General features: G+C 70.6%; 14 protein-coding genes and 2 tRNA genes. 8 read left to right on the forward strand and 8 right to left on the reverse strand.

Annotated elements, in window-relative coordinates:
- Positions 1-47 precede the first annotated feature (47 nt).
- From B7K26_RS03730 to B7K26_RS03745, 4 genes are all read left to right on the forward strand, one after another.
- A complete protein-coding gene (locus tag B7K26_RS03730; RefSeq protein ID WP_084077308.1) occupies positions 48-1,322 on the forward strand; it encodes a sensor histidine kinase in 1,275 nt (424 codons plus the stop codon).
- Positions 1,319-1,978, forward strand: a complete 660-nt coding sequence (locus tag B7K26_RS03735) for a response regulator transcription factor (RefSeq protein WP_084077309.1) — start codon at positions 1,319-1,321, stop codon at positions 1,976-1,978. Before B7K26_RS03730 ends, B7K26_RS03735 begins: the two co-directional genes overlap by 4 nt.
- Before the next feature lie 170 nt (positions 1,979-2,148).
- Complete coding sequence (locus B7K26_RS03740) at positions 2,149-2,892, forward strand: ABC transporter ATP-binding protein (RefSeq protein ID WP_084077310.1); 744 nt, start codon at positions 2,149-2,151, stop codon at positions 2,890-2,892.
- Positions 2,892-5,480 carry an ABC transporter permease gene (locus B7K26_RS03745; RefSeq protein ID WP_084077311.1) on the forward strand — a complete coding sequence of 863 codons (2,589 nt, stop codon included), beginning with the start codon at positions 2,892-2,894 and terminating at the stop codon, positions 5,478-5,480. Before B7K26_RS03740 ends, B7K26_RS03745 begins: the two co-directional genes overlap by 1 nt.
- A gap of 96 nt (positions 5,481-5,576) precedes the next feature.
- On the opposite strand, the gene B7K26_RS03750 is transcribed toward B7K26_RS03745, so the two are convergent.
- Both B7K26_RS03750 and B7K26_RS03755 read right to left on the reverse strand, forming a co-directional pair.
- Positions 5,577-6,650, reverse strand: coding sequence for a UDP-N-acetylmuramate dehydrogenase (locus tag B7K26_RS03750; protein WP_084077312.1), 1,074 nt, complete (start codon positions 6,648-6,650; stop codon positions 5,577-5,579).
- Positions 6,651-6,660: 10 nt separating this feature from the next.
- Positions 6,661-8,019, reverse strand: coding sequence for an MFS transporter (locus B7K26_RS03755; RefSeq protein WP_143340439.1), 1,359 nt, complete (start codon positions 8,017-8,019; stop codon positions 6,661-6,663).
- A 160-nt stretch (positions 8,020-8,179) separates the two neighbouring features.
- On the opposite strand from B7K26_RS03755, the gene B7K26_RS03760 reads away from it, so the two are divergent.
- The gene (locus B7K26_RS03760; RefSeq protein ID WP_084077314.1) at positions 8,180-9,220 is read left to right on the forward strand and encodes a LacI family DNA-binding transcriptional regulator; all 1,041 of its coding nucleotides are present in this window, start codon (positions 8,180-8,182) and stop codon (positions 9,218-9,220) included.
- A 30-nt stretch (positions 9,221-9,250) separates the two neighbouring features.
- On the opposite strand, the gene B7K26_RS03765 is transcribed toward B7K26_RS03760, so the two are convergent.
- The 6 genes from B7K26_RS03765 to B7K26_RS03790 form a co-directional block, all read right to left on the reverse strand.
- The gene (locus B7K26_RS03765) at positions 9,251-9,682 is read right to left on the reverse strand and encodes a MaoC/PaaZ C-terminal domain-containing protein (protein WP_084077315.1); all 432 of its coding nucleotides are present in this window, start codon (positions 9,680-9,682) and stop codon (positions 9,251-9,253) included.
- Complete coding sequence (locus B7K26_RS03770) at positions 9,679-10,125, reverse strand: MaoC family dehydratase N-terminal domain-containing protein (protein WP_084077316.1); 447 nt, start codon at positions 10,123-10,125, stop codon at positions 9,679-9,681. The genes B7K26_RS03765 and B7K26_RS03770 overlap by 4 nt, the downstream gene beginning before the upstream one ends.
- A gap of 165 nt (positions 10,126-10,290) precedes the next feature.
- Positions 10,291-11,742, reverse strand: a complete 1,452-nt coding sequence (locus tag B7K26_RS03775) for an NCS2 family permease (protein ID WP_084077317.1) — start codon at positions 11,740-11,742, stop codon at positions 10,291-10,293.
- A gap of 216 nt (positions 11,743-11,958) precedes the next feature.
- Positions 11,959-12,123 (reverse strand): 50S ribosomal protein L33, encoded by a 165-nt coding sequence (gene rpmG, locus B7K26_RS03780; RefSeq protein WP_042213233.1) that lies wholly within the window; start codon positions 12,121-12,123, stop codon positions 11,959-11,961.
- Positions 12,124-12,191: 68 nt separating this feature from the next.
- Positions 12,192-12,265: transfer RNA gene (locus tag B7K26_RS03785), tRNA-Met, on the reverse strand.
- A gap of 53 nt (positions 12,266-12,318) precedes the next feature.
- A tRNA-Thr gene (locus tag B7K26_RS03790) sits at positions 12,319-12,394 on the reverse strand.
- A gap of 108 nt (positions 12,395-12,502) precedes the next feature.
- On the opposite strand from B7K26_RS03790, the gene B7K26_RS03795 reads away from it, so the two are divergent.
- The 3 genes from B7K26_RS03795 (at position 12,503) to B7K26_RS03805 (ending at position 16,550) form a co-directional block, all read left to right on the forward strand.
- Positions 12,503-13,840 carry a winged helix-turn-helix domain-containing protein gene (locus B7K26_RS03795; RefSeq protein ID WP_084077318.1) on the forward strand — a complete coding sequence of 446 codons (1,338 nt, stop codon included), beginning with the start codon at positions 12,503-12,505 and terminating at the stop codon, positions 13,838-13,840.
- 58 nt (positions 13,841-13,898) lie between these two features.
- A complete protein-coding gene (locus B7K26_RS03800) occupies positions 13,899-15,374 on the forward strand; it encodes a sugar porter family MFS transporter (RefSeq protein ID WP_143340440.1) in 1,476 nt (491 codons plus the stop codon).
- A 78-nt stretch (positions 15,375-15,452) separates the two neighbouring features.
- Positions 15,453-16,550 (forward strand): tRNA-dihydrouridine synthase, encoded by a 1,098-nt coding sequence (locus tag B7K26_RS03805; RefSeq protein WP_084077319.1) that lies wholly within the window; start codon positions 15,453-15,455, stop codon positions 16,548-16,550.
- Positions 16,551-16,606: the final 56 nt, after the last annotated feature.

Raw genomic sequence — 16,606 nt, forward strand, 5'->3', positions numbered from 1 at the left:
GCCCCGTGGCCGATGCTCACCAGCGTCGCTGCGCCTACGCTGGGCGCGTGGACGTGAGAGCACCGCGGTGGGTCGACGCCGCCATCGCGGCAGGGCTCATGGTGGTGTCTGTCGCCTGGACCCTCCAGCTCACGAGCGTCCCCATCGACAGCTACCGCGGCATGGACCCCCTCGGATGGTCCCTCATGGCAGCTCTCGTGGTGCCGCTGGTGTGGCGCCAGCGCTATCCGCGCGTGGTGATGTGGGTGACGTTCGCGTTCTGGATGGCGATGGCCGGCCTCGGCTACGAGCCGACACCGGCCATGCTCGGCCTGTTCCTCGCGGTCTACACCGTCGCGTCGCTTGCGCCGCGCACCACGGTGATCAAGCAGTGCGGGGTGCTGCTCGGCATCATGCTCGCGTGGACCGCGGTGGGCATCGTCACCATCGACTCCATCGGCGCCTACGCGCTGCTCATGGAGCCGCTCGGGATCGCCATCCCGCTGCTGCTCGGGCTCAACGACAGGCGTCGCCGCGAGCGCGTCTCGGAGCTCGAGGTGGCTCACGCGCGGCGCGAGCAGGCGGGCTACGAGGTGGCGGCCGATGCGGTGAGGGCCGAGCGCGCGCGCATCGCCCGCGAGCTTCACGACGTCGTGGCACACGAGATGACCGTCATGACCCTGCAGGCGGAGGGGGCGCGGCGCCGCGCCCGCGACGCGTCGCCGGAGCTCACCGAGGCGCTCGTCACGATCGCCGCCTCCGGCCGCAAGGGCCTCGAGGAGATGCAGCGCATGATCCGCGTGCTGCGCGCCTCCGAGCAGGAGGCGGCCGAGCGCGCCGTCGTGGACCGCGCCCTCGTGGGCGGCCACGGCGCCGAGCGCCCGCCGGTGCGGGACGAGCTGTCCCCCATGCCCTCGCTGGCGGCGCTTCCCGCCCTCGCCCGCCACGTGCGCGAGGCGGGACTGCCCGTGACTCTCGAGGTGTCGGGCTCCGCCCACGTTCCCGCCGGCGTCGAGGTGAGCGCCTACCGCATCATCCAGGAGGCCCTCACCAACGCCATGAAGCACGCGGGCCCCGGCGCGAGCGCCCAGGTCATCGTCAATCGCACGGCCGATGCTGTGCGCATCTCGGTCGAGGACGACGGCCGCGGCGTGGGCTCCGAGGGCGCGAGGGTCAGCGGCGGCCACGGGCTCGCGGGCATGGCGGAGAGGGTGCAGGCGCTCGGCGGGGCACTCTCGCACGGCCCGCGCCGCGGCGGAGGATTCGAGGTGCACGCCGTGCTTCCCTCGGGAGACGACCAGGTGCGAGAGGCCGCTCAGGCGGCGGGAAGCGAGGACCGATGATCCGGGTGGCGCTGGTCGACGACCAGGCGATGGTGCGGGTGGGGCTACGCATGATCCTCGAGGCCGAGGACGACGTCGCCGTGGTGGCGGAGGCGTCCGACGGCGCCGAGGCCGCAGCGATGGCGCGCGAGCACACCCCCGACGTGGTGCTCATGGACATCCGCATGCCAGGCATGGACGGCCTCGCGGCGACCTCGACGGTGCTCGAGGCGAACCCCGAGACGCGCGTGGTCATCCTCACCACCTTCGACGACGACGAGTACGTCTACGAGGCCCTCCGGGTGGGCGCCTCCGGCTTCCTCCTGAAGAGCGCCGACGGCGACACCCTCGTCAACGCTGTGCGCGTCGTCGCGGCCGGGGAGGCGCTGCTCGCGCCGCAGGTGACGCGCCGCGTCATCGAACGCTTCGCCCACACCGACCCCGCGGAGCACGTTCCCTCCCCCGAGGCGATTGGCGACCTGTCGGATCGCGAGGTGGAGGTGCTGAGGCTCATCGCCCGCGGCATGTCCAACCAGGAGATCGCGCAGGAACTGTGGGTGTCGTCCACCACCGTCAAGACGCACGTGAGCCACATCCTCACCAAGCTCGGCGTGCGCGACCGTGTCCAGGCGGTCGTGGAGGCGTACGAGTCAGGCATCGTCGTCCCCCGCGGCTAGCCACCGCATCGGCCGCAGCCACGCATCGGCCCCACCCCCACGGGGTGAACCCTGAGAACGGGAGGGCCGAACCGTCCGTGTGGGGGATGGGACGCGCGCCCCGATCCTTGGCAGACTGGGCGCGTCGACGCTGACGTCTGCTCCCCCTTTGCCGAACGAAAGGCACCACCATGACCTCCACCGCCGCACCCGCCCTCGCGGCGTCCATGCGAGACGGCTACAAGGACTACGGCACCGGGGAGGCGGCGGTCCGCGCCCTCGACGGTGTCAACGTGGACATCGCGCGCAGCGAGTTCACCGCGATCATGGGGCCGTCGGGCTCGGGCAAGTCGACCCTGCTGCACACGCTCGCGGGCCTGGACAAGCTCTCGGCGGGACAGTCCACCATTGCGGACACCACCATCACGAGCCTGTCCGAGGCGCAGATCACCGAGGTGCGCCGCAAGTACATCGGCTTCGTGTTCCAGTCGTTCAACCTCATCCCGTCGCTGACGGCGCGCGAGAACATCACGCTGCCGCTCGACATCTCGGGCACCAAGGTCGACAAGGCCTGGTTCGACGAGATCATCGGCATCCTGGGCCTGGGCCAGCGCCTCACCCACCTTCCCGCCGAGCTCTCCGGCGGCCAGCAGCAGCGCGTCGCTGTGGCGCGCGCGCTCGTGTCGCGCCCGGAGATCATCTTCGCCGACGAGCCCTCGGGAAACCTCGACTCGAAGTCCGGCGCCGAGCTGCTCGCGTTCATGCAGCGCGCCGTGAAGGAGTTCGGCCAGACCATCGTCATGGTGACGCACGACCCGACCGCCGCGTCGTATGCCGACCGCATCCTCTTCCTCGAGGACGGCACCATCGTCGACGAGATGCGCGAGCCCACCGCGGACCGCGTGCTGGACCGCATGAAGCAGATGGGTCACTGATGTTCCGCCTTGCCTTCAAGTCCGTCAGGCACAATCCCAAACGCCTGATCCTCACCGCTGTCGCGGTGGCGCTCGGCGTCTCGCTCGTGGCCGCCACGCAGACGTTCACCAACGCGCTGTCCTCGGGCTTCTCCGATCTGTTCGACGACATCTACGCCGGCACCGACATCGTGGTGGAGATCGACCCCGGGGCCGCCTCCGAGGAGGACCAGGGCGGCGACCCGTTCGCCGCCGCCGAGGGCGTCTTCTCGCCCGAGGACGTCATGGCCATCGGCGACGTGGACGGCGTCGCCATCGCCGCCGGCGGCCTCCAGGTGTCCGGCACCGTGCTCCCGGCCGATGCCGGGGAGACGTCGACCGACGCGCTCGCCACGGGCGGCGGCGCCCCCAGCCAGATCTTCAACTGGTACGGGGAGCCCTCCGTGGACCAGTCCACCGTCGTGGACGGCCGCGGGATCGAGGCCGACGGCGAGATCGCCCTCGACATCGACTCGCTCGAGACCCTGGGCTACTCCCTGGGCGACACAGTGTCCATCGCCACCGAGACCGGGGTGGACGAGTTCACCCTCGTCGGCACCGTGCGCTTCGGAGAGGACAACAACCTCCAGGGCGCGACGCTCGCGTACATCTCCGACGCCGACGCCCATCGCCTCGCCGACGACCCGAACTACGCGTCAGTCAGCGTGATCGCCGATGAGGGCGCCGACCTCGACGCCGTCGTCGCCGGCATCGACGAGGTCATCCCCGACGGCACCCGCGCCATCACCGGCGAGGACAAGGCAGCGGAGCAGACCGAGGCGCTCGACGACGTGCTGCAGTACGTCGACATCTTCGCGATCGCGTTCGCCGGCATCTCGCTCTTCGTGGGCGCGTACATCATCGTCAACACGTTCCGCATCATCGTCACCCAGCGCACGCGCGAGTTCGGCCTCATGCGTGCGATCGGCGTGACGGGGCGGCAGATTCGCTCGATGATCCTGCTCGAGGCTGTCATCGTCGCGATCCTCGCCTCGACGCTCGGCATCGTCATGGGCTACCTGCTGGCGCTCGCGTTCTCCTGGATCGTGTCGCTGTTTGCCGGCGACATCTTCGGCACGCTCACGCTCCCGTGGGACGCCGTCGTGTGGGCCTACGTGATGGGCGGCGCTGTCACGCTGGTGTCCGCCCTCCTGCCGGCGCTTCACGCGTCGCGCGTCGCGCCCATGGAGGCGCTCCGCGAGTCCGCCACGGGAGGCAAGAAGCCCCTCAAGGTGCGCAACATCGTGGGCGGGGCGCTCGCCCTCATCGGCGCTGGCCTCGTGACCCTCGGCCTCTACGTCGACCTCGACAAGCCCTACATCTACGTGGGCGCGGGCGCGGCGGTCCTCGTGGTGGGCGTCACCCTGCTCGCCGCGCAGCTGCTGTCGCCGCTGGCGGGGGCCATGCGCCGCCCGCTCACGTCGTGGTTCCGCGTGGACGGCAAGCTCGCCGCCAACAACATCCAGCGAGAGCCGCGCCGCAGCGCCAACACGGCGGCCGCGCTGATGATCGGCGTCATGCTGCTCGCCCTCGTGGCGACGTTCACCGAGTCCCTCAAGACGGTCGTCACGTCGGAGTTCTCGTCGACCAAGGCCGACCTCTTCGCGACCTCGACCCAGGGCCCCATCCCGGACGGGGCGATCGACGTGATCGCGGGCGTCGACGGGGTCGAGTTCACCAGCTCCATCGGCTTCGGCACCGCCGACTACGACGGCACGCAATACGCCGTGGGCGTCATCGACCCCGAGACGGCGGCGGAGACCTACGAGTACGCGACCGACCCCGCCATCGGCGACCTGTCGGACGGCGAGGTCTACATCAACCCCGTCATCGAAGAGCTCGGCGTCGAGGTGGGCGACGAGGTCACCCTCACCGGCACGGAGGGCGACGTCACGCTCGAGGTGACGGGCCGCTACCTCAACGAGAACGAGGGCGCTTTCTTCGTGACGTTCCCCACGGGCGACGAGCTGTTCGGCGACGTCCAGGCCGTCCAGACCCTCGTGGTGTTCGACGACACTGTGGTGCCCGACGACCAGGAGCCGGCCGCCGGGGAGATCACGTTCACCGACCAGCAGGAGAAGATCCAGGAAGCACTGAGCGAGGACTTCCCGCTCGTGATCCTCGCCCAGCCGGGTCAGCTCGAGCAGCTCGCCAACCAGTTCATCGACCTGCTGCTCGGCATCATCTCCGCGCTGCTGGGCTCCGCGCTCGTGATCGCCCTGCTGGGCGTCGCGAACACGCTGCTGCTGTCGGTGACGGAGCGCACCCGCGAGATCGGGCTGCTGCGCGCGGTGGGCATGAAGCGCCGCTCCGTGTGGCGCATGATCACCATCGAGTCGATGATCATGGCCGTCTTCGGCACGATCCTCGGCATGGTGCTGGGCGTCGCGCTCGGATCGGCGCTGGTGCTGTCGCTTGCCGACTTCGGCTTCGACGGCGTCACCATCCCGTGGGTCTGGCTCATCGTCTACACGGTGCTCGCCGCGATCGCGGGAGTGCTGGCCGCCATCTGGCCCGCCTACCGTGCCTCGAGGCTGGACATCCTGCAGGCGATCGCCGCTGACGGGTAGTCCCTCACACCACGTAGGCCCGGCCATTCCGCGAGGATGGCCGGGCCTTCGTGCATGTCCCCCGGCGTCGGTGCGGGTGGCCGATGCGGCGGGTCGCTACAGCGTGACGCCGACGGTGACGGGCTCGGGCACCAGCTCCACTCCGAAGCGTTCAGCGACCCCCGCCTGGACGGCCCTGGCGAGGGCGACCACATCGGCGGCCGTCGCCCCTCCCCTGTTGGTGAGCGCGAGGGTGTGCTTGGTGGACAGCGACGCCGGGGCATCGGCCGCGACGGCGAAGCCGCGGGAGAAGCCCGCGCGTTCGATGAGCCACGCGGCGGACGTCTTGACCATGCCGCCGGTCGCCGCGAAGCGGGGAGCGTCCTCGGGAAGCGCCGCGGCGGCCTCCCGGGTGAGGATCGGGTTGGTGAAGAAGGATCCGGCCGACCAGGTGTCGTGGTCGGCGCCGTCGAGCACCATCCCCTTGGAGCGGCGCAGCGCAAGAACCGCCTCGCGCACCTCGGTCAGCGGCGCGCGCTCGCCCTCGGCGACGTCAAGGGCCGCCGCGAGCTGCGCGTACTTGATGGGCGCCGAGAGGCTCGCCATGCGCGTGTGGAAGGTGACGTCGAGAACGATGTAGCGCGGGGTGGGGCGCCACACACCGCCGTCGGGGGCCTCGCCCCGCATCGACCGCTTCAGCAGCGAGTCGCGGTAGCCAAACTGCAGGGCGACAAGAGGAAACGAGCGCACGCGCTCCTCCGCGCGATCCCACACGCGCACCAGCGCGACGGTGTCCGCCACCTCCTGGCCGTAGGCGCCGACGTTCTGGACGGGCGTGGCGCCCGTGGAGCCGGGGATGCCCGACAGCGCCTCGAGGCCCATCCAGTCCTCGGACACGGCGGTCTCGACGAGGTGGTCCCAGGGCGTGCCAGCGGACGCGGTGATGGACACCCCGCCACACGCGCCGTCGTTCTGCAGCGAGATGTCCACACGGGCGTCGCGCACCACGACGCCGTCGAAGCCCTCGTCGCCCACCAGGAGGTTGGAGCCGCCGCCGAGCATGAGCAGCGGGGTGCCGGCGGCATCGGCCTCGCGTACGGCGTCGATAAGGTCGCGCTCGCTGCGCGCCTCGATGACGTCGCGGGCGGGGCCGCCGACGCGCAGGGTGGTGAGCTCGGCGAGGGTCGTCATGCGTCCCAGCCTAGGAGGCGCGGCCGGTGCCGGCGTCCCCCGCCGGGGCGCCGTCCTCGTCGTCGGCGATGTAGCCGGCGCCTCCCGCCCCCGCCTCGTCGGCCTCGAGCGCCGCGCGCTCGGCCCGGCGCCTGGCAAGGCGCTGCGAGCCAAACAGCGTTCCCTCCGTGCGGACGGCACGCGCGAGCAGGAAGGAGGTGGCGGAGGCCGCGGCCACGACGAGCAGGGCGTCGCGCAGCGGCACCACCTCGCCCAGGAAGCCGATGAGCTGCGGCACGAGCAGGCCCGCCACGGTGGAGAAGGACGCCACGGCGGCGACGCGAGCGGCGGCGCGGGTGGGGTCGTCGGCGGCGGCAGTGAACGCGATCGGGACTCCGAGCGCCGCTCCCATTCCCCACAGCACGGCGCCCACGGGGATCCAGGCGAACGACGGCGCGAAGGCAAACACGAGCAGGCCGGCGACCACGAGCACAGCGGAGATGCGCAGCGACACCACGCGGCCCAGCCGCGCGATGATGGGCGCGCCGAACCAGCGCACGGTCACCATCGCGACCACGAACACCCAGTAGATGACGTCGCCCATCGCCTCGGGGCGTCCGAAGTCGTCCACGATGGTGAGGGCCATCCACTGCGCTGCGGTCATCTCGGTCATCGACGCGGCGAACACGATGAGGCCGATGAGGATGACGCGTCGCTCGCGGTACTCGGCCTTCGCGGTGGCGAAGGGCCCTCCCAGCGTGGCCGATGCGGTGGCGGGCTGGGCGCTGCCGTCGAGGCAGGAGACGGGGACGATCGCGAGGCGGACGGCGGTGATCACCGCGGCGGCGCCGAGGAAGTGCCAGACGGGGTCGACGCCCGCGTGGCTGAGCGCCGCGCCTACGCCCAGGCTGATCGCGACGCCCAGGGAAAACGTGCCGTGGAACTGGCTCATGATCGCGCGGCCCATGAAGCGCTCGACGGTCGCGGCCTCGGCGTTGATGGCGACGTTGGTGAAGGCCATCGAGAAGGTCACCAGGAAGTAGCCCAGCGAGAACAGCCAGGTCGCGGACAGCGCGGTAGACAGGCCGACGAGCACGATCGCCACGGCCCAGCCGACGCTCGACCACACCAGGAGGGCGCGGGTGCCGAAGCGGGCGGCGGCCCAGCCCGTGACGAGCAGCGCGATCAGGGAGCCGATGGCGCCGAGCGCGATGAGCAGCGCCAGCTCGCCCGAACTGACTCCGAGCAGGTCGCGGATGGTCGGGACGCGCGACAGGAACGTCGCCATGCACGCGCCCATGAGGGCGAACAGCGCGAGGACGCCGAGCCGTGCCTGCCGCACCCGCCCCGCATCGGGCGTCGTGGTGGGGGCAATGCGGACTCTCGGCACTGGCGCGACTCCTGACACGTCACCGTCAAATGGATCCACTTGGTGCACCTAAGGCCTTAGACGAACCAATGGGATCCATTTGGCGGGGGAAAATGGGGCGGCACTAGTGTAGGAGCACCCACGAACAGGAGGCGCTGTGGCCAGGACCCGTCGACCGACCATGGCTGACGTCGCCGCGAAGGCGAAGGTCTCCTTGTCGACCGTCTCCCTCGCCTACTCCGGAGCGGGTCCCATCTCGCCCGAGATGAAGGCGAAGGTGGTGCGCGCCGCCGAGGAGCTGGGCTACACCGGCCCCTCAGCGCAGGCGCGGGCGCTGCGTTCGGGGCGCTCCGGCGTGGTCGGCGTCGTGATCCACGACTCGCTCACCCTCGCGTTCCGCGCCCCGCTCATCCTCAACGTCATGGATGGACTCATCTCCGACCTTGGCGAGATGGGCCTGGGCGCCCTGCTGATCCCCGCCCCCCGCGGCGAGGAGGGCGAGACCTCACTGCTCGAGTCGGCCCCGATGGACGCGGCAGTGGTGCTGCGCGTCCGTGACCACGACGACCCCGCCCTCGCCATACTCAAGAAGCGCGGCCTGCCCGTGGTCGTCATGGACGCCGAGCCCCCCGCGGGCGGCGGCCAGGTCACGATCGATGACACCTCCGCCACCGTGGAACTGATCGAGCACCTGCGGGAGCTGGGGCACGAGCGCATCGGCACCATCACGCTGCCGCACGCCCCCGGCCTCGAGACGTCGCTGCGCCCCGTGGACTACTGGCCCGAGACGTCGTGGGCGCCCGCCCACCACCGCCTCGAGGCGTTCCGCCTGGCCGGCGTGAAGCCCTGCGTGGTCGTGGAGACGCGCGAGTCGATGGTCGCCGAGGGCATCGCCGCCGGCCACCTTGCCCTCACCCACGAGTCGCAGCCCACCGCGCTGGTGGTGCAGTCCGACCTCCTGGCCGCCGGCGCCGTCCTCGCCGCGCGCGAGCTCGACCTGTCCGTGCCCGGCGACGTGTCGATCACCGGCTTCGACGGGCTCGATCTGCCGTGGCTCGCCCCGCTCGAGCTCACCACGGTGTTCCAGGACGGCGTCGAGAAGGGCCACGCCCTCGCGAAGGCGGTCAAGGACCTCCTCGCCGGCGAGGAGCCGACGCCGGTCCTCACCCCGCTCGAACTACGCCTGGGGACGACGACCGCCGCGGTGACGCCGAGCCGCTAGCCCGGCCACCGCATCGGCCACCGCCTGTGTCTAGTCGCAGTCGACGACGGCCTGGGCCTTGCCCAGCACCTTCGCGCCGTCGTGCTCGACGGTGAGGTCCACGCGTGCGGTACGGCGCTCCTCGTCGAGCGCGCCGATGACGGCGCGCACCGCCACGACGGCCTCGCCAGGATTGGGCACCGGGATGGGGCGCGTGAAACGCACCTGGTAATCGGACACGTTTCCAGCGCCGGCCCACTCCTCAACGACGGAGGCACCCACGCCCATGGTGAGCATGCCGTGGGCGATGACGCCGGGAAGGCCCACTCCCTCGGCGACCACGTCGTTGTAGTGAATGGGGTTGAAGTCACCCGACGCGCCGGCGTAGCGCACGAGCGAGTCGCGGGTGAGGGCGACCTCACGCTCGGCGACCACCTGGCCCACCTCGAGCCCGGCAAACGTGGGGCTGGTCGACTCGGTCATGCGTCCTCCCTCACGGCGAGCGTCGAGATCACGGTGGCGACGGGAGCGCCGTCCGAGTCGGCGAGCTCGGCGCGCGTGGTCACCATGGCGATGCCCGCGCGCTGCTTGATGCCGTCGATGTGAATGGTGGCGGAGATCTCGTCCCCCGCGACGATGGGGCGCACGTGGGTGAAGCGCTCCTCGGCATGCACCACGCGCGAGAAGTCGACGCCCACCTCGGGGTCGACCACCACGTGGAACTCGGCCTTCTGCGCGATGATCACGGCGAAGGTGGAGGGGGCGACGAGGTCGGCGTAGCCCTCGGCGCGCGCGACGGCGACGTCGTAGTGGGCGCCGGAACGGGCGTCGACGGCATCGGCGAATTCGCGGATCTTCACCCGCGTCACCTCGTACGGCTCGAAGGGGCCGTACTCGCGGCCCACGGCATCGGGATTCACTGGCACGCCGCCAGCCTAGCGAACGGTCGCGTCCCCCTCCCCCTCCAGCTCCCCCGGCGCCTCCCTCGCGCCGCAAATGCGGACATTTGCGTCAGAGGGGAGGGGGTGGGGACACGAAAACGCCCCCGCCTCCCTGCACGGGGGACGGGGGCGTGACGCGCGTGTCGGGGGTTAGCCGACGGCGTTCATGATGGGGCCGAGCGCGAAGTACAGGACGAACGCGGCGGCCGTGCCCCACATCAGCGGGTGGACCTTGCGGGCGCCACCGGTGACGATCTGCAGGATCACGTAGGAGATGAAGCCCACGCCGATACCCGCCGAGATCGAGTAGCCGAACGGCATGACGATGAAGGTCAGGAACGCGGGGATGGCGATCCGGTAGTCCTTCCAGTCCAGGCCGGCGATCTGCGACACCATGAGGAAACCGACGACCACGAGCACGGGGCTCGCCGCCTCGAACGGCACCAGCGCGTACAGCGGCGTGAGGAAGGTCGACAGCAGGAACGCGAGGCCGGTCACCACGGGGGCGAGGCCGGTGCGCGCACCGTCACCCACGCCGGCGGCGGACTCCACGTACGAGGTGTTCGAGGACACCGATCCGAGACCACCGGCGGCGGCACCGATCGAGTCGACAAGCAGCACCTGCTGCGAGCGGGGCGGGTTGCCGTCCTTGTCGTTCAGGCCGGCCTCCGCGCCCACCGCGGTCATGGTGCCCATGGTGTCGAAGAAGTCGGTGATGAGCAGCGAGAAGATCAGCAGCAGCGCGGTCAGGACCGGCAGCGAGGTGAAGCCGCCAAAGAGGTCCACCTGACCCACGAGCGAGAAGTCGGGGGCCGCGACAAGCGAGTCGGGAACGGAGGGCACCACGAGGGCCCAGCCGTCGGGGTTGTCGGTGGACGAGCCGAGCGAGGCGACGGCCTCGACGATGACGGCGACCACGGTCGCGACGACGATCGAGATGAGCAGCGCGCCGCGCACCTTCTTCACCATCAGCACGATGGCGGTGACGAGGCCGATGAAGAACACGACCATGGGCCACGTCGAGATGTAGCCGCCCTGGCCGAACTGCACCAGCGTGCCGGAGCCGGCGGTGACGATGCCGGCATCGGCCAGACCGAGGAACGCCAGGAACAGGCCGATGCCCACGGCGATGGCCTGCTTGAGGAACGCGGGGACGGCCGCGAAGACGGCCTTGCGGAAGCCGCTGAGGACCAGCAGCGTGATGACGATGCCCTCGATGACTACGAAGCCCATGGCCTCGGGCCAGCTCATTCCCTCGCGCGACGCGATGCCGTACGCCAGGAAGGCGTTGATGCCCAGTCCTGCGGCCATGGCCAGCGGGAAGCGTGCCCACACGCCCATCAGGATCGACAGCAGGCCCGCGATCAGCGCGGTGGCGGCGGCGACCAGCGGGATGTTCGGCTCCGAGCCGCCTCCCAGGAAGTTGCCCTGGCCGTCAGCGACGGTGCCGATGATGAGCGGGTTGAGCACCACGATGTAGGCCATGGTGAAGAAGGTGGTGAGGCCACCGCGGATCTCCTGAGCGAAGGTGGAACCCCGCTCGGTGATCTCGAAGTAACCGTCGACGCGGCCGAGCAGGCCGGTGCGCGCAGGCGCGGACATGAGTGTCTCCTCAGTGACTTAATGGGTGCTGAGTTCCCAAAATGAATCCACCCGGCGCGCGCGGGGACGGCGCTTGTCCGGGTGGGGATGCGGCGATAGCGTACCCCGTCCGCGCCCCTCTATCTCACGCGTGCGAACGTTGCCGGCGGGACACGCCGGGACAACGAGAAAGGCCCGCCCCTCCTTGCGGAGGAACGGGCCTGGCAGATCGGTAGATCAGCGCGTCTCGCGGTGCGCGGTGTGCTTGCCGCACTTCCGGCAGAACTTGGAGAGTTCCACACGGTCAGGGTTGTTGCGACGGTTCTTGCGCGTGATGTAGTTGCGGTCCTTGCACTCGGTGCACGCGAGCGTGATCTTCGGACGAACGTCGTTCTTGGCCATGGTTCTCTCCCAGCCTTGTGAGGGCGCGCTATGCGATAAGCGCGAAAGCGGACGGATCGTCCGCGTCGTAGCGAGGGCGGGACTTGAACCCGCGACCCCACGATTATGAGTCGTGTGCTCTAACCAACTGAGCTACCCCGCCGCGAGAATGGGACCGCCGCCGCTCTCGCGAGAGAGACGGCGGCGAGCCATCCTTGGAGCCCCGACAGGGAATCGAACCCTGGACCTTTTCCTTACCATGGAAACGCTCTGCCGACTGAGCTATCGGGGCCAGCCGGACTAGGGTACACGCCACGAGACCAGAAAGTGAAATCGGCCCTCGGGACGGCCGATGCGGTGGCCGGGCGAGCGTGTCAGCGCCCCTTACTAGGGTGTCCCCATGAGCGTGGATACCGGCGTCGATGCCGCCTCGACCGACCTCGGCGCGCGCGAGGCGCGGCGCATTTTTCTCGCGGCCCAGTCGCTCGCCGGGCCCCGGCCGCGGCGGCGCGCGCGGCCCGCGGACATCGCGCGTTATCTCGAGCACCAAGGCGTCCTTCAACTCGACACCGTCAACGTGCTGGCCCGCGCCCACTACCTGCCCTTCTACTCAAGGCTCGGGCCCTACGACACGGCGATGGCCGACCACGTCCTATGGGGGCACGAAGCGGGGCACGCGGCCGAGGCCTTCGAGCATTGGGGCCACGAGGCGTCCGTGATGCCCCACGACCTGCTGCCGCTCATGCATCACCGCATGGTCGCTGGCGAGTCGTGGAAGGCCCGCACGCGCGCCGAGCTCGAGGCGGCCCATCCTGGCCTCATCGCCGCGGTGCAGGCCGCGGTCGAGGAGCACGGCCCCGTCATCGCCCGCGACCTCGAGCACCTGGCTTCCGCGGAGGGCCCGCGTGGGCCGTGGTGGGACCAGGGGCTCGTCAAGCGCGCCCTCGAGTACCTCTTCATGACCGGCGGCGTCGCGGCGTCGCGCGGGAGGCACTTCGCGCGAACCTACGACTCGACGGCGCGCGCGTGGGAGCTGTCGCCCGCCAGCGCGGAAGGCGACTGGGGCCTATCGGCGGACGACGCCAGGCAGGCGCTGTTCGACCGCGCTATAGCGGCGTGCGGCATCGGCACCCCGCGCGACCTCGCGGACCACTTCCGCCTGCGCTACCAGGCGGGTCCCAAGACGCCCGATGTCGCGGGCGCGAAGGCGTGGGCGGCCTCGGCCGTCGAGCGCGGGATCGCCACCTGGGTGAGCGTCGAGGGCTGGGGCGAGCCGGCCCTCCTCGCGGCGGGCGCTGCCGACCCGGGACGCGCCGGCGCGACAGCGCTCCTCAGCCCCTTCGACCCGGTGTGCTGGTTCCGGCCGCGCCTGAAGCGGATGTTCGACGTCGACTACCGGATCGAGATCTACACCCCGGAGCCGCAGCGTCAGTTTGGGTACTACTGCCTGCCCCTCCTCGTGGGAGACCAGATCCCGGCGCGGTTCGACCTTAAGGCCGACCGCAAGGCCGGCGCCCTGCTGGTGCAGGCGTCCTGGCGCGAGCCGGGGCGGGCGCCGGGGGCCCGCCGCCTTCCCGACTCCGCGGTGGCCCGCGCGGCTGCACGGGAATTGACCACCATGGCGCGATGGTTGGGACTGGAGTCGGTCAGCGTCGCCCCTCGTGGCGACCTCGCCCCGGCGCTTGCATCGGCCCTGGTCACTCGCCTGGGCGACGCGAACGATGCGGCGTTAGGGTGAGCGGAGCGACACCCGCGGCGATGGCCGCCGCGGCTGACGAGAAAGCGAGAGTCTCCCCGTGAGCACCCAGTCCCCCGCACCGATCGCCGATGCGAAACTGAATCGCAAGGTTCTTGGCATCACGATCGGCGCCGCCCTCGGTGGCTTCCTGTTCGGCTTCGACTCCTCCGTCATTAACGGCGCGGTGGACTCGATCTCCGGCGTCTTCGACCTCTCGGAGGGCGTCACCGGCTTCGTAGTCGCCTCCGCGCTGCTCGGTTGCGCGGTGGGCGCCTGGTTCGCGGGAGGCATCGCCAACCGCTTTGGCCGCATCCGCGTGATGGTGATCTCCGCGATCCTGTTCCTCATCTCCGCGATCGGCTCCGGCTTCGCCTTCGCCGTGTGGGACCTCATGCTGTGGCGCATCGTCGGCGGTCTCGCCATCGGTGCGGCCTCCGTGATCGCGCCCGCCTACATCGCCGAGGTCGCGCCGGCCAAGTACCGCGGCCGCCTGGGCTCGCTGCAGCAGATGGCGATCGTGCTCGGTATCTTCGCCGCGCTGCTCAGCGACCAGCTGTTCGCAGAGGGTGCCGGCGGCGCCGACAACGAGTTCTGGCTGGGCATCGAGGCCTGGCGCTGGATGTTCCTCGCCTGCGTGGTGCCGGCCCTCGTGTACGGCCTTGCCGCGCTGAAGCTCCCCGAATCCCCGCGCTACCTGGTGTTCCGCAACCGCAAGGACGAGGCCGCCGAGGTCCTGCGCAAGTACTCGGGCGAGTCGAACGTCGACCACCGCATCGCGGAGATCGAGCGCTCCATCGGTCACGACGAGAACCAGTCGGTGCGCGACCTGCGCGGCAAGCGATTCGGCCTCATGCCGATCGTGTGGATCGGCATCCTGCTGAGCGTCTTCCAGCAGTTCGTCGGCATCAACGTGATCTTCTACTACTCCACGTCCCTGTGGCAGTCGGTGGGCTTCGACGAGAGCCAGGCGTTCCTCACCTCGACCATCACGTCGATCACCAACATCGTCTTCACCATCGTCGCGATCATCTTCGTGGACCGGATCGGCCGCCGCCTCCTGCTGCTTATCGGTTCGTCGGGAATGTTCGTGTCCCTCCTGGCCATGGCGATCGCGTTCTCCACCGCCACCGTCGACGCCGACGGCAACGCCGCTCTCGACGGCGCGTGGGGCGGCATCGCGCTCGGCGGCGCCAACCTGTTCACCGCGTTCTTCGCCGCCACGTGGGGCCCCGTCGTGTGGGTCCTCCTGGGCGAGATGTTCCCGAACAAGATCCGCGCGGTCGCGCTCGCCGTGGCGGCCGCCGCCCAGTGGCTGGCCAACTGGACCATCACGATGACCTTCCCGGTCTTCGCGGACATCGGCCTCACCTTCGCCTACGGCTTCTACGCGGCGATGGCTCTCCTGTCGCTGTTCTTCGTCATCTTCAAGGTGCCCGAGACCAAGGGCATGGAGCTTGAGGACATGGACGGCGTGGAAATCCACCGCGGCAAGTTCGTGAAGATCGAGGGCGGCGAGGAGAAGGTCATCTCCTAACCGCACCGCGCACGCGTGACGGAAGGCCGGGGCCATGGGTCCCGGCCTTCCGTGCGTTGCGGCACCTACCGTGGAGGCGTGACCTGGTTCTACGACCCGCGCGCCACGTATGAGGACAACCTCGCCCACGGGCCGTTCGGGGCGTTCGCGGCCGATGCCGGAGCCGACGCCGATGCCGGGCCGTCGCCTGCGGTCGCGCCCGCCGAGGAGCTTCCCACCCTGAGCTTCCTGGGCCGGCCGGTGTGCCGCCCCTTCGGCATCCCCGCGGGCCCGCTCGTGAACGCCGCCTTCTGCGAGGCAGCCTTCGCCCACGCATTCGACATCGCCGTCTACAAGACGGTGCGCACCGGGGCGCACCCGTCTCATCCGTTCCCGAATTGCCTCGCGGTCCGCACGGCCGGCCCCCTCGATCCCGGCCGCCTCGACACCCTTGTCGCCGACTCCGCACTCGACGCGGCACGGTCGATCTCGAACTCCTTCGGCGTGCCCTCGCGCGATCCCGACGCGTGGCAGCCGGACATGGCGCGCGCGGTCGCGGCGGCAGGTGCCGGCCAGGTCCTGGTCGGCTCCTTCCAGGGAACGCGCGGCCCCGGCGGCGAGGACGCCTACGTCGCCGACCACGTGCACGCCGCCGCCCTGTGCGTCGAGGCCGGTGCGCCCGTCCTCGAGATGAACCTGTCGTGCCCCAACGAGGGCACGGGCGCGCTGCTGTGCTTCGACACCCGGCTGGTCGCGCGCATCGCCGGGGCCGTCAAGGAGGAGGTCGGCGACGTGCCGCTCGTGCTGAAGCTCGCCCACTTCCCCACCGACGAGGCGCTCGACGCTCTCTTGCGCGCGACCTCGCCTCTCGTCGACGGCTATGCCGCGATCAACACCGTCCCCGCCCGCCTCGTGACGGACGAGGGAAGGCCCGCGCTTCCCGGCCGCGGCCGAGAGGTCGCGGGCGTCTGCGGCGAGGCGATCGCGCCCGCCGCGCTCGCCATGGTGCGCAGGCTCGCCGCCTGGAGGGCCGATGCCGGGGCGGGCTTCGCGATCGTCGGCGTGGGAGGCGTCATGGACACCGCCGGCGTCGCCGCGCACGTCGCGGCGGGCGCCGACGCCGTGATGAGCGCGACCGGCGCCATGATCGATCCGCTGCTCGGACGGCGTGTCGCGGCCGTGTCGTGGCCCCGATAGGCGGGGACACGCCGCCGCACGGGACCAAGGGCCCAGGCCTTCGAAACCTCCACATC

Source organism: Demequina sp. NBRC 110057 (assembly GCF_002090175.1).
Lineage (GTDB): Bacteria > Actinomycetota > Actinomycetes > Actinomycetales > Demequinaceae > Demequina.

Bases quoted from the DNA above. Each gene is read 5' to 3' on its own strand.
- B7K26_RS03765 (WP_084077315.1), bottom strand. From the start codon at position 9,682: ATGACCGAGTCGACCAGCCCCACGTTTGCCGGGCTCGAGGTGGGCCAG.
- B7K26_RS03740 (WP_084077310.1), top strand. From the start codon at position 2,149: ATGACCTCCACCGCCGCACCCGCCCTCGCGGCGTCCATGCGAGACGGC.
- B7K26_RS03735 (WP_084077309.1), top strand. From the start codon at position 1,319: ATGATCCGGGTGGCGCTGGTCGACGACCAGGCGATGGTGCGGGTGGGG.
- B7K26_RS03745 (WP_084077311.1), top strand. From the start codon at position 2,892: ATGTTCCGCCTTGCCTTCAAGTCCGTCAGGCACAATCCCAAACGCCTG.
- B7K26_RS03795 (WP_084077318.1), top strand. From the start codon at position 12,503: ATGAGCGTGGATACCGGCGTCGATGCCGCCTCGACCGACCTCGGCGCG.
- B7K26_RS03775 (WP_084077317.1), bottom strand. From the start codon at position 11,742: ATGTCCGCGCCTGCGCGCACCGGCCTGCTCGGCCGCGTCGACGGTTAC.
- B7K26_RS03750 (WP_084077312.1), bottom strand. From the start codon at position 6,650: ATGACGACCCTCGCCGAGCTCACCACCCTGCGCGTCGGCGGCCCCGCC.
- rpmG (WP_042213233.1), bottom strand. From the start codon at position 12,123: ATGGCCAAGAACGACGTTCGTCCGAAGATCACGCTCGCGTGCACCGAG.
- B7K26_RS03760 (WP_084077314.1), top strand. From the start codon at position 8,180: ATGGCTGACGTCGCCGCGAAGGCGAAGGTCTCCTTGTCGACCGTCTCC.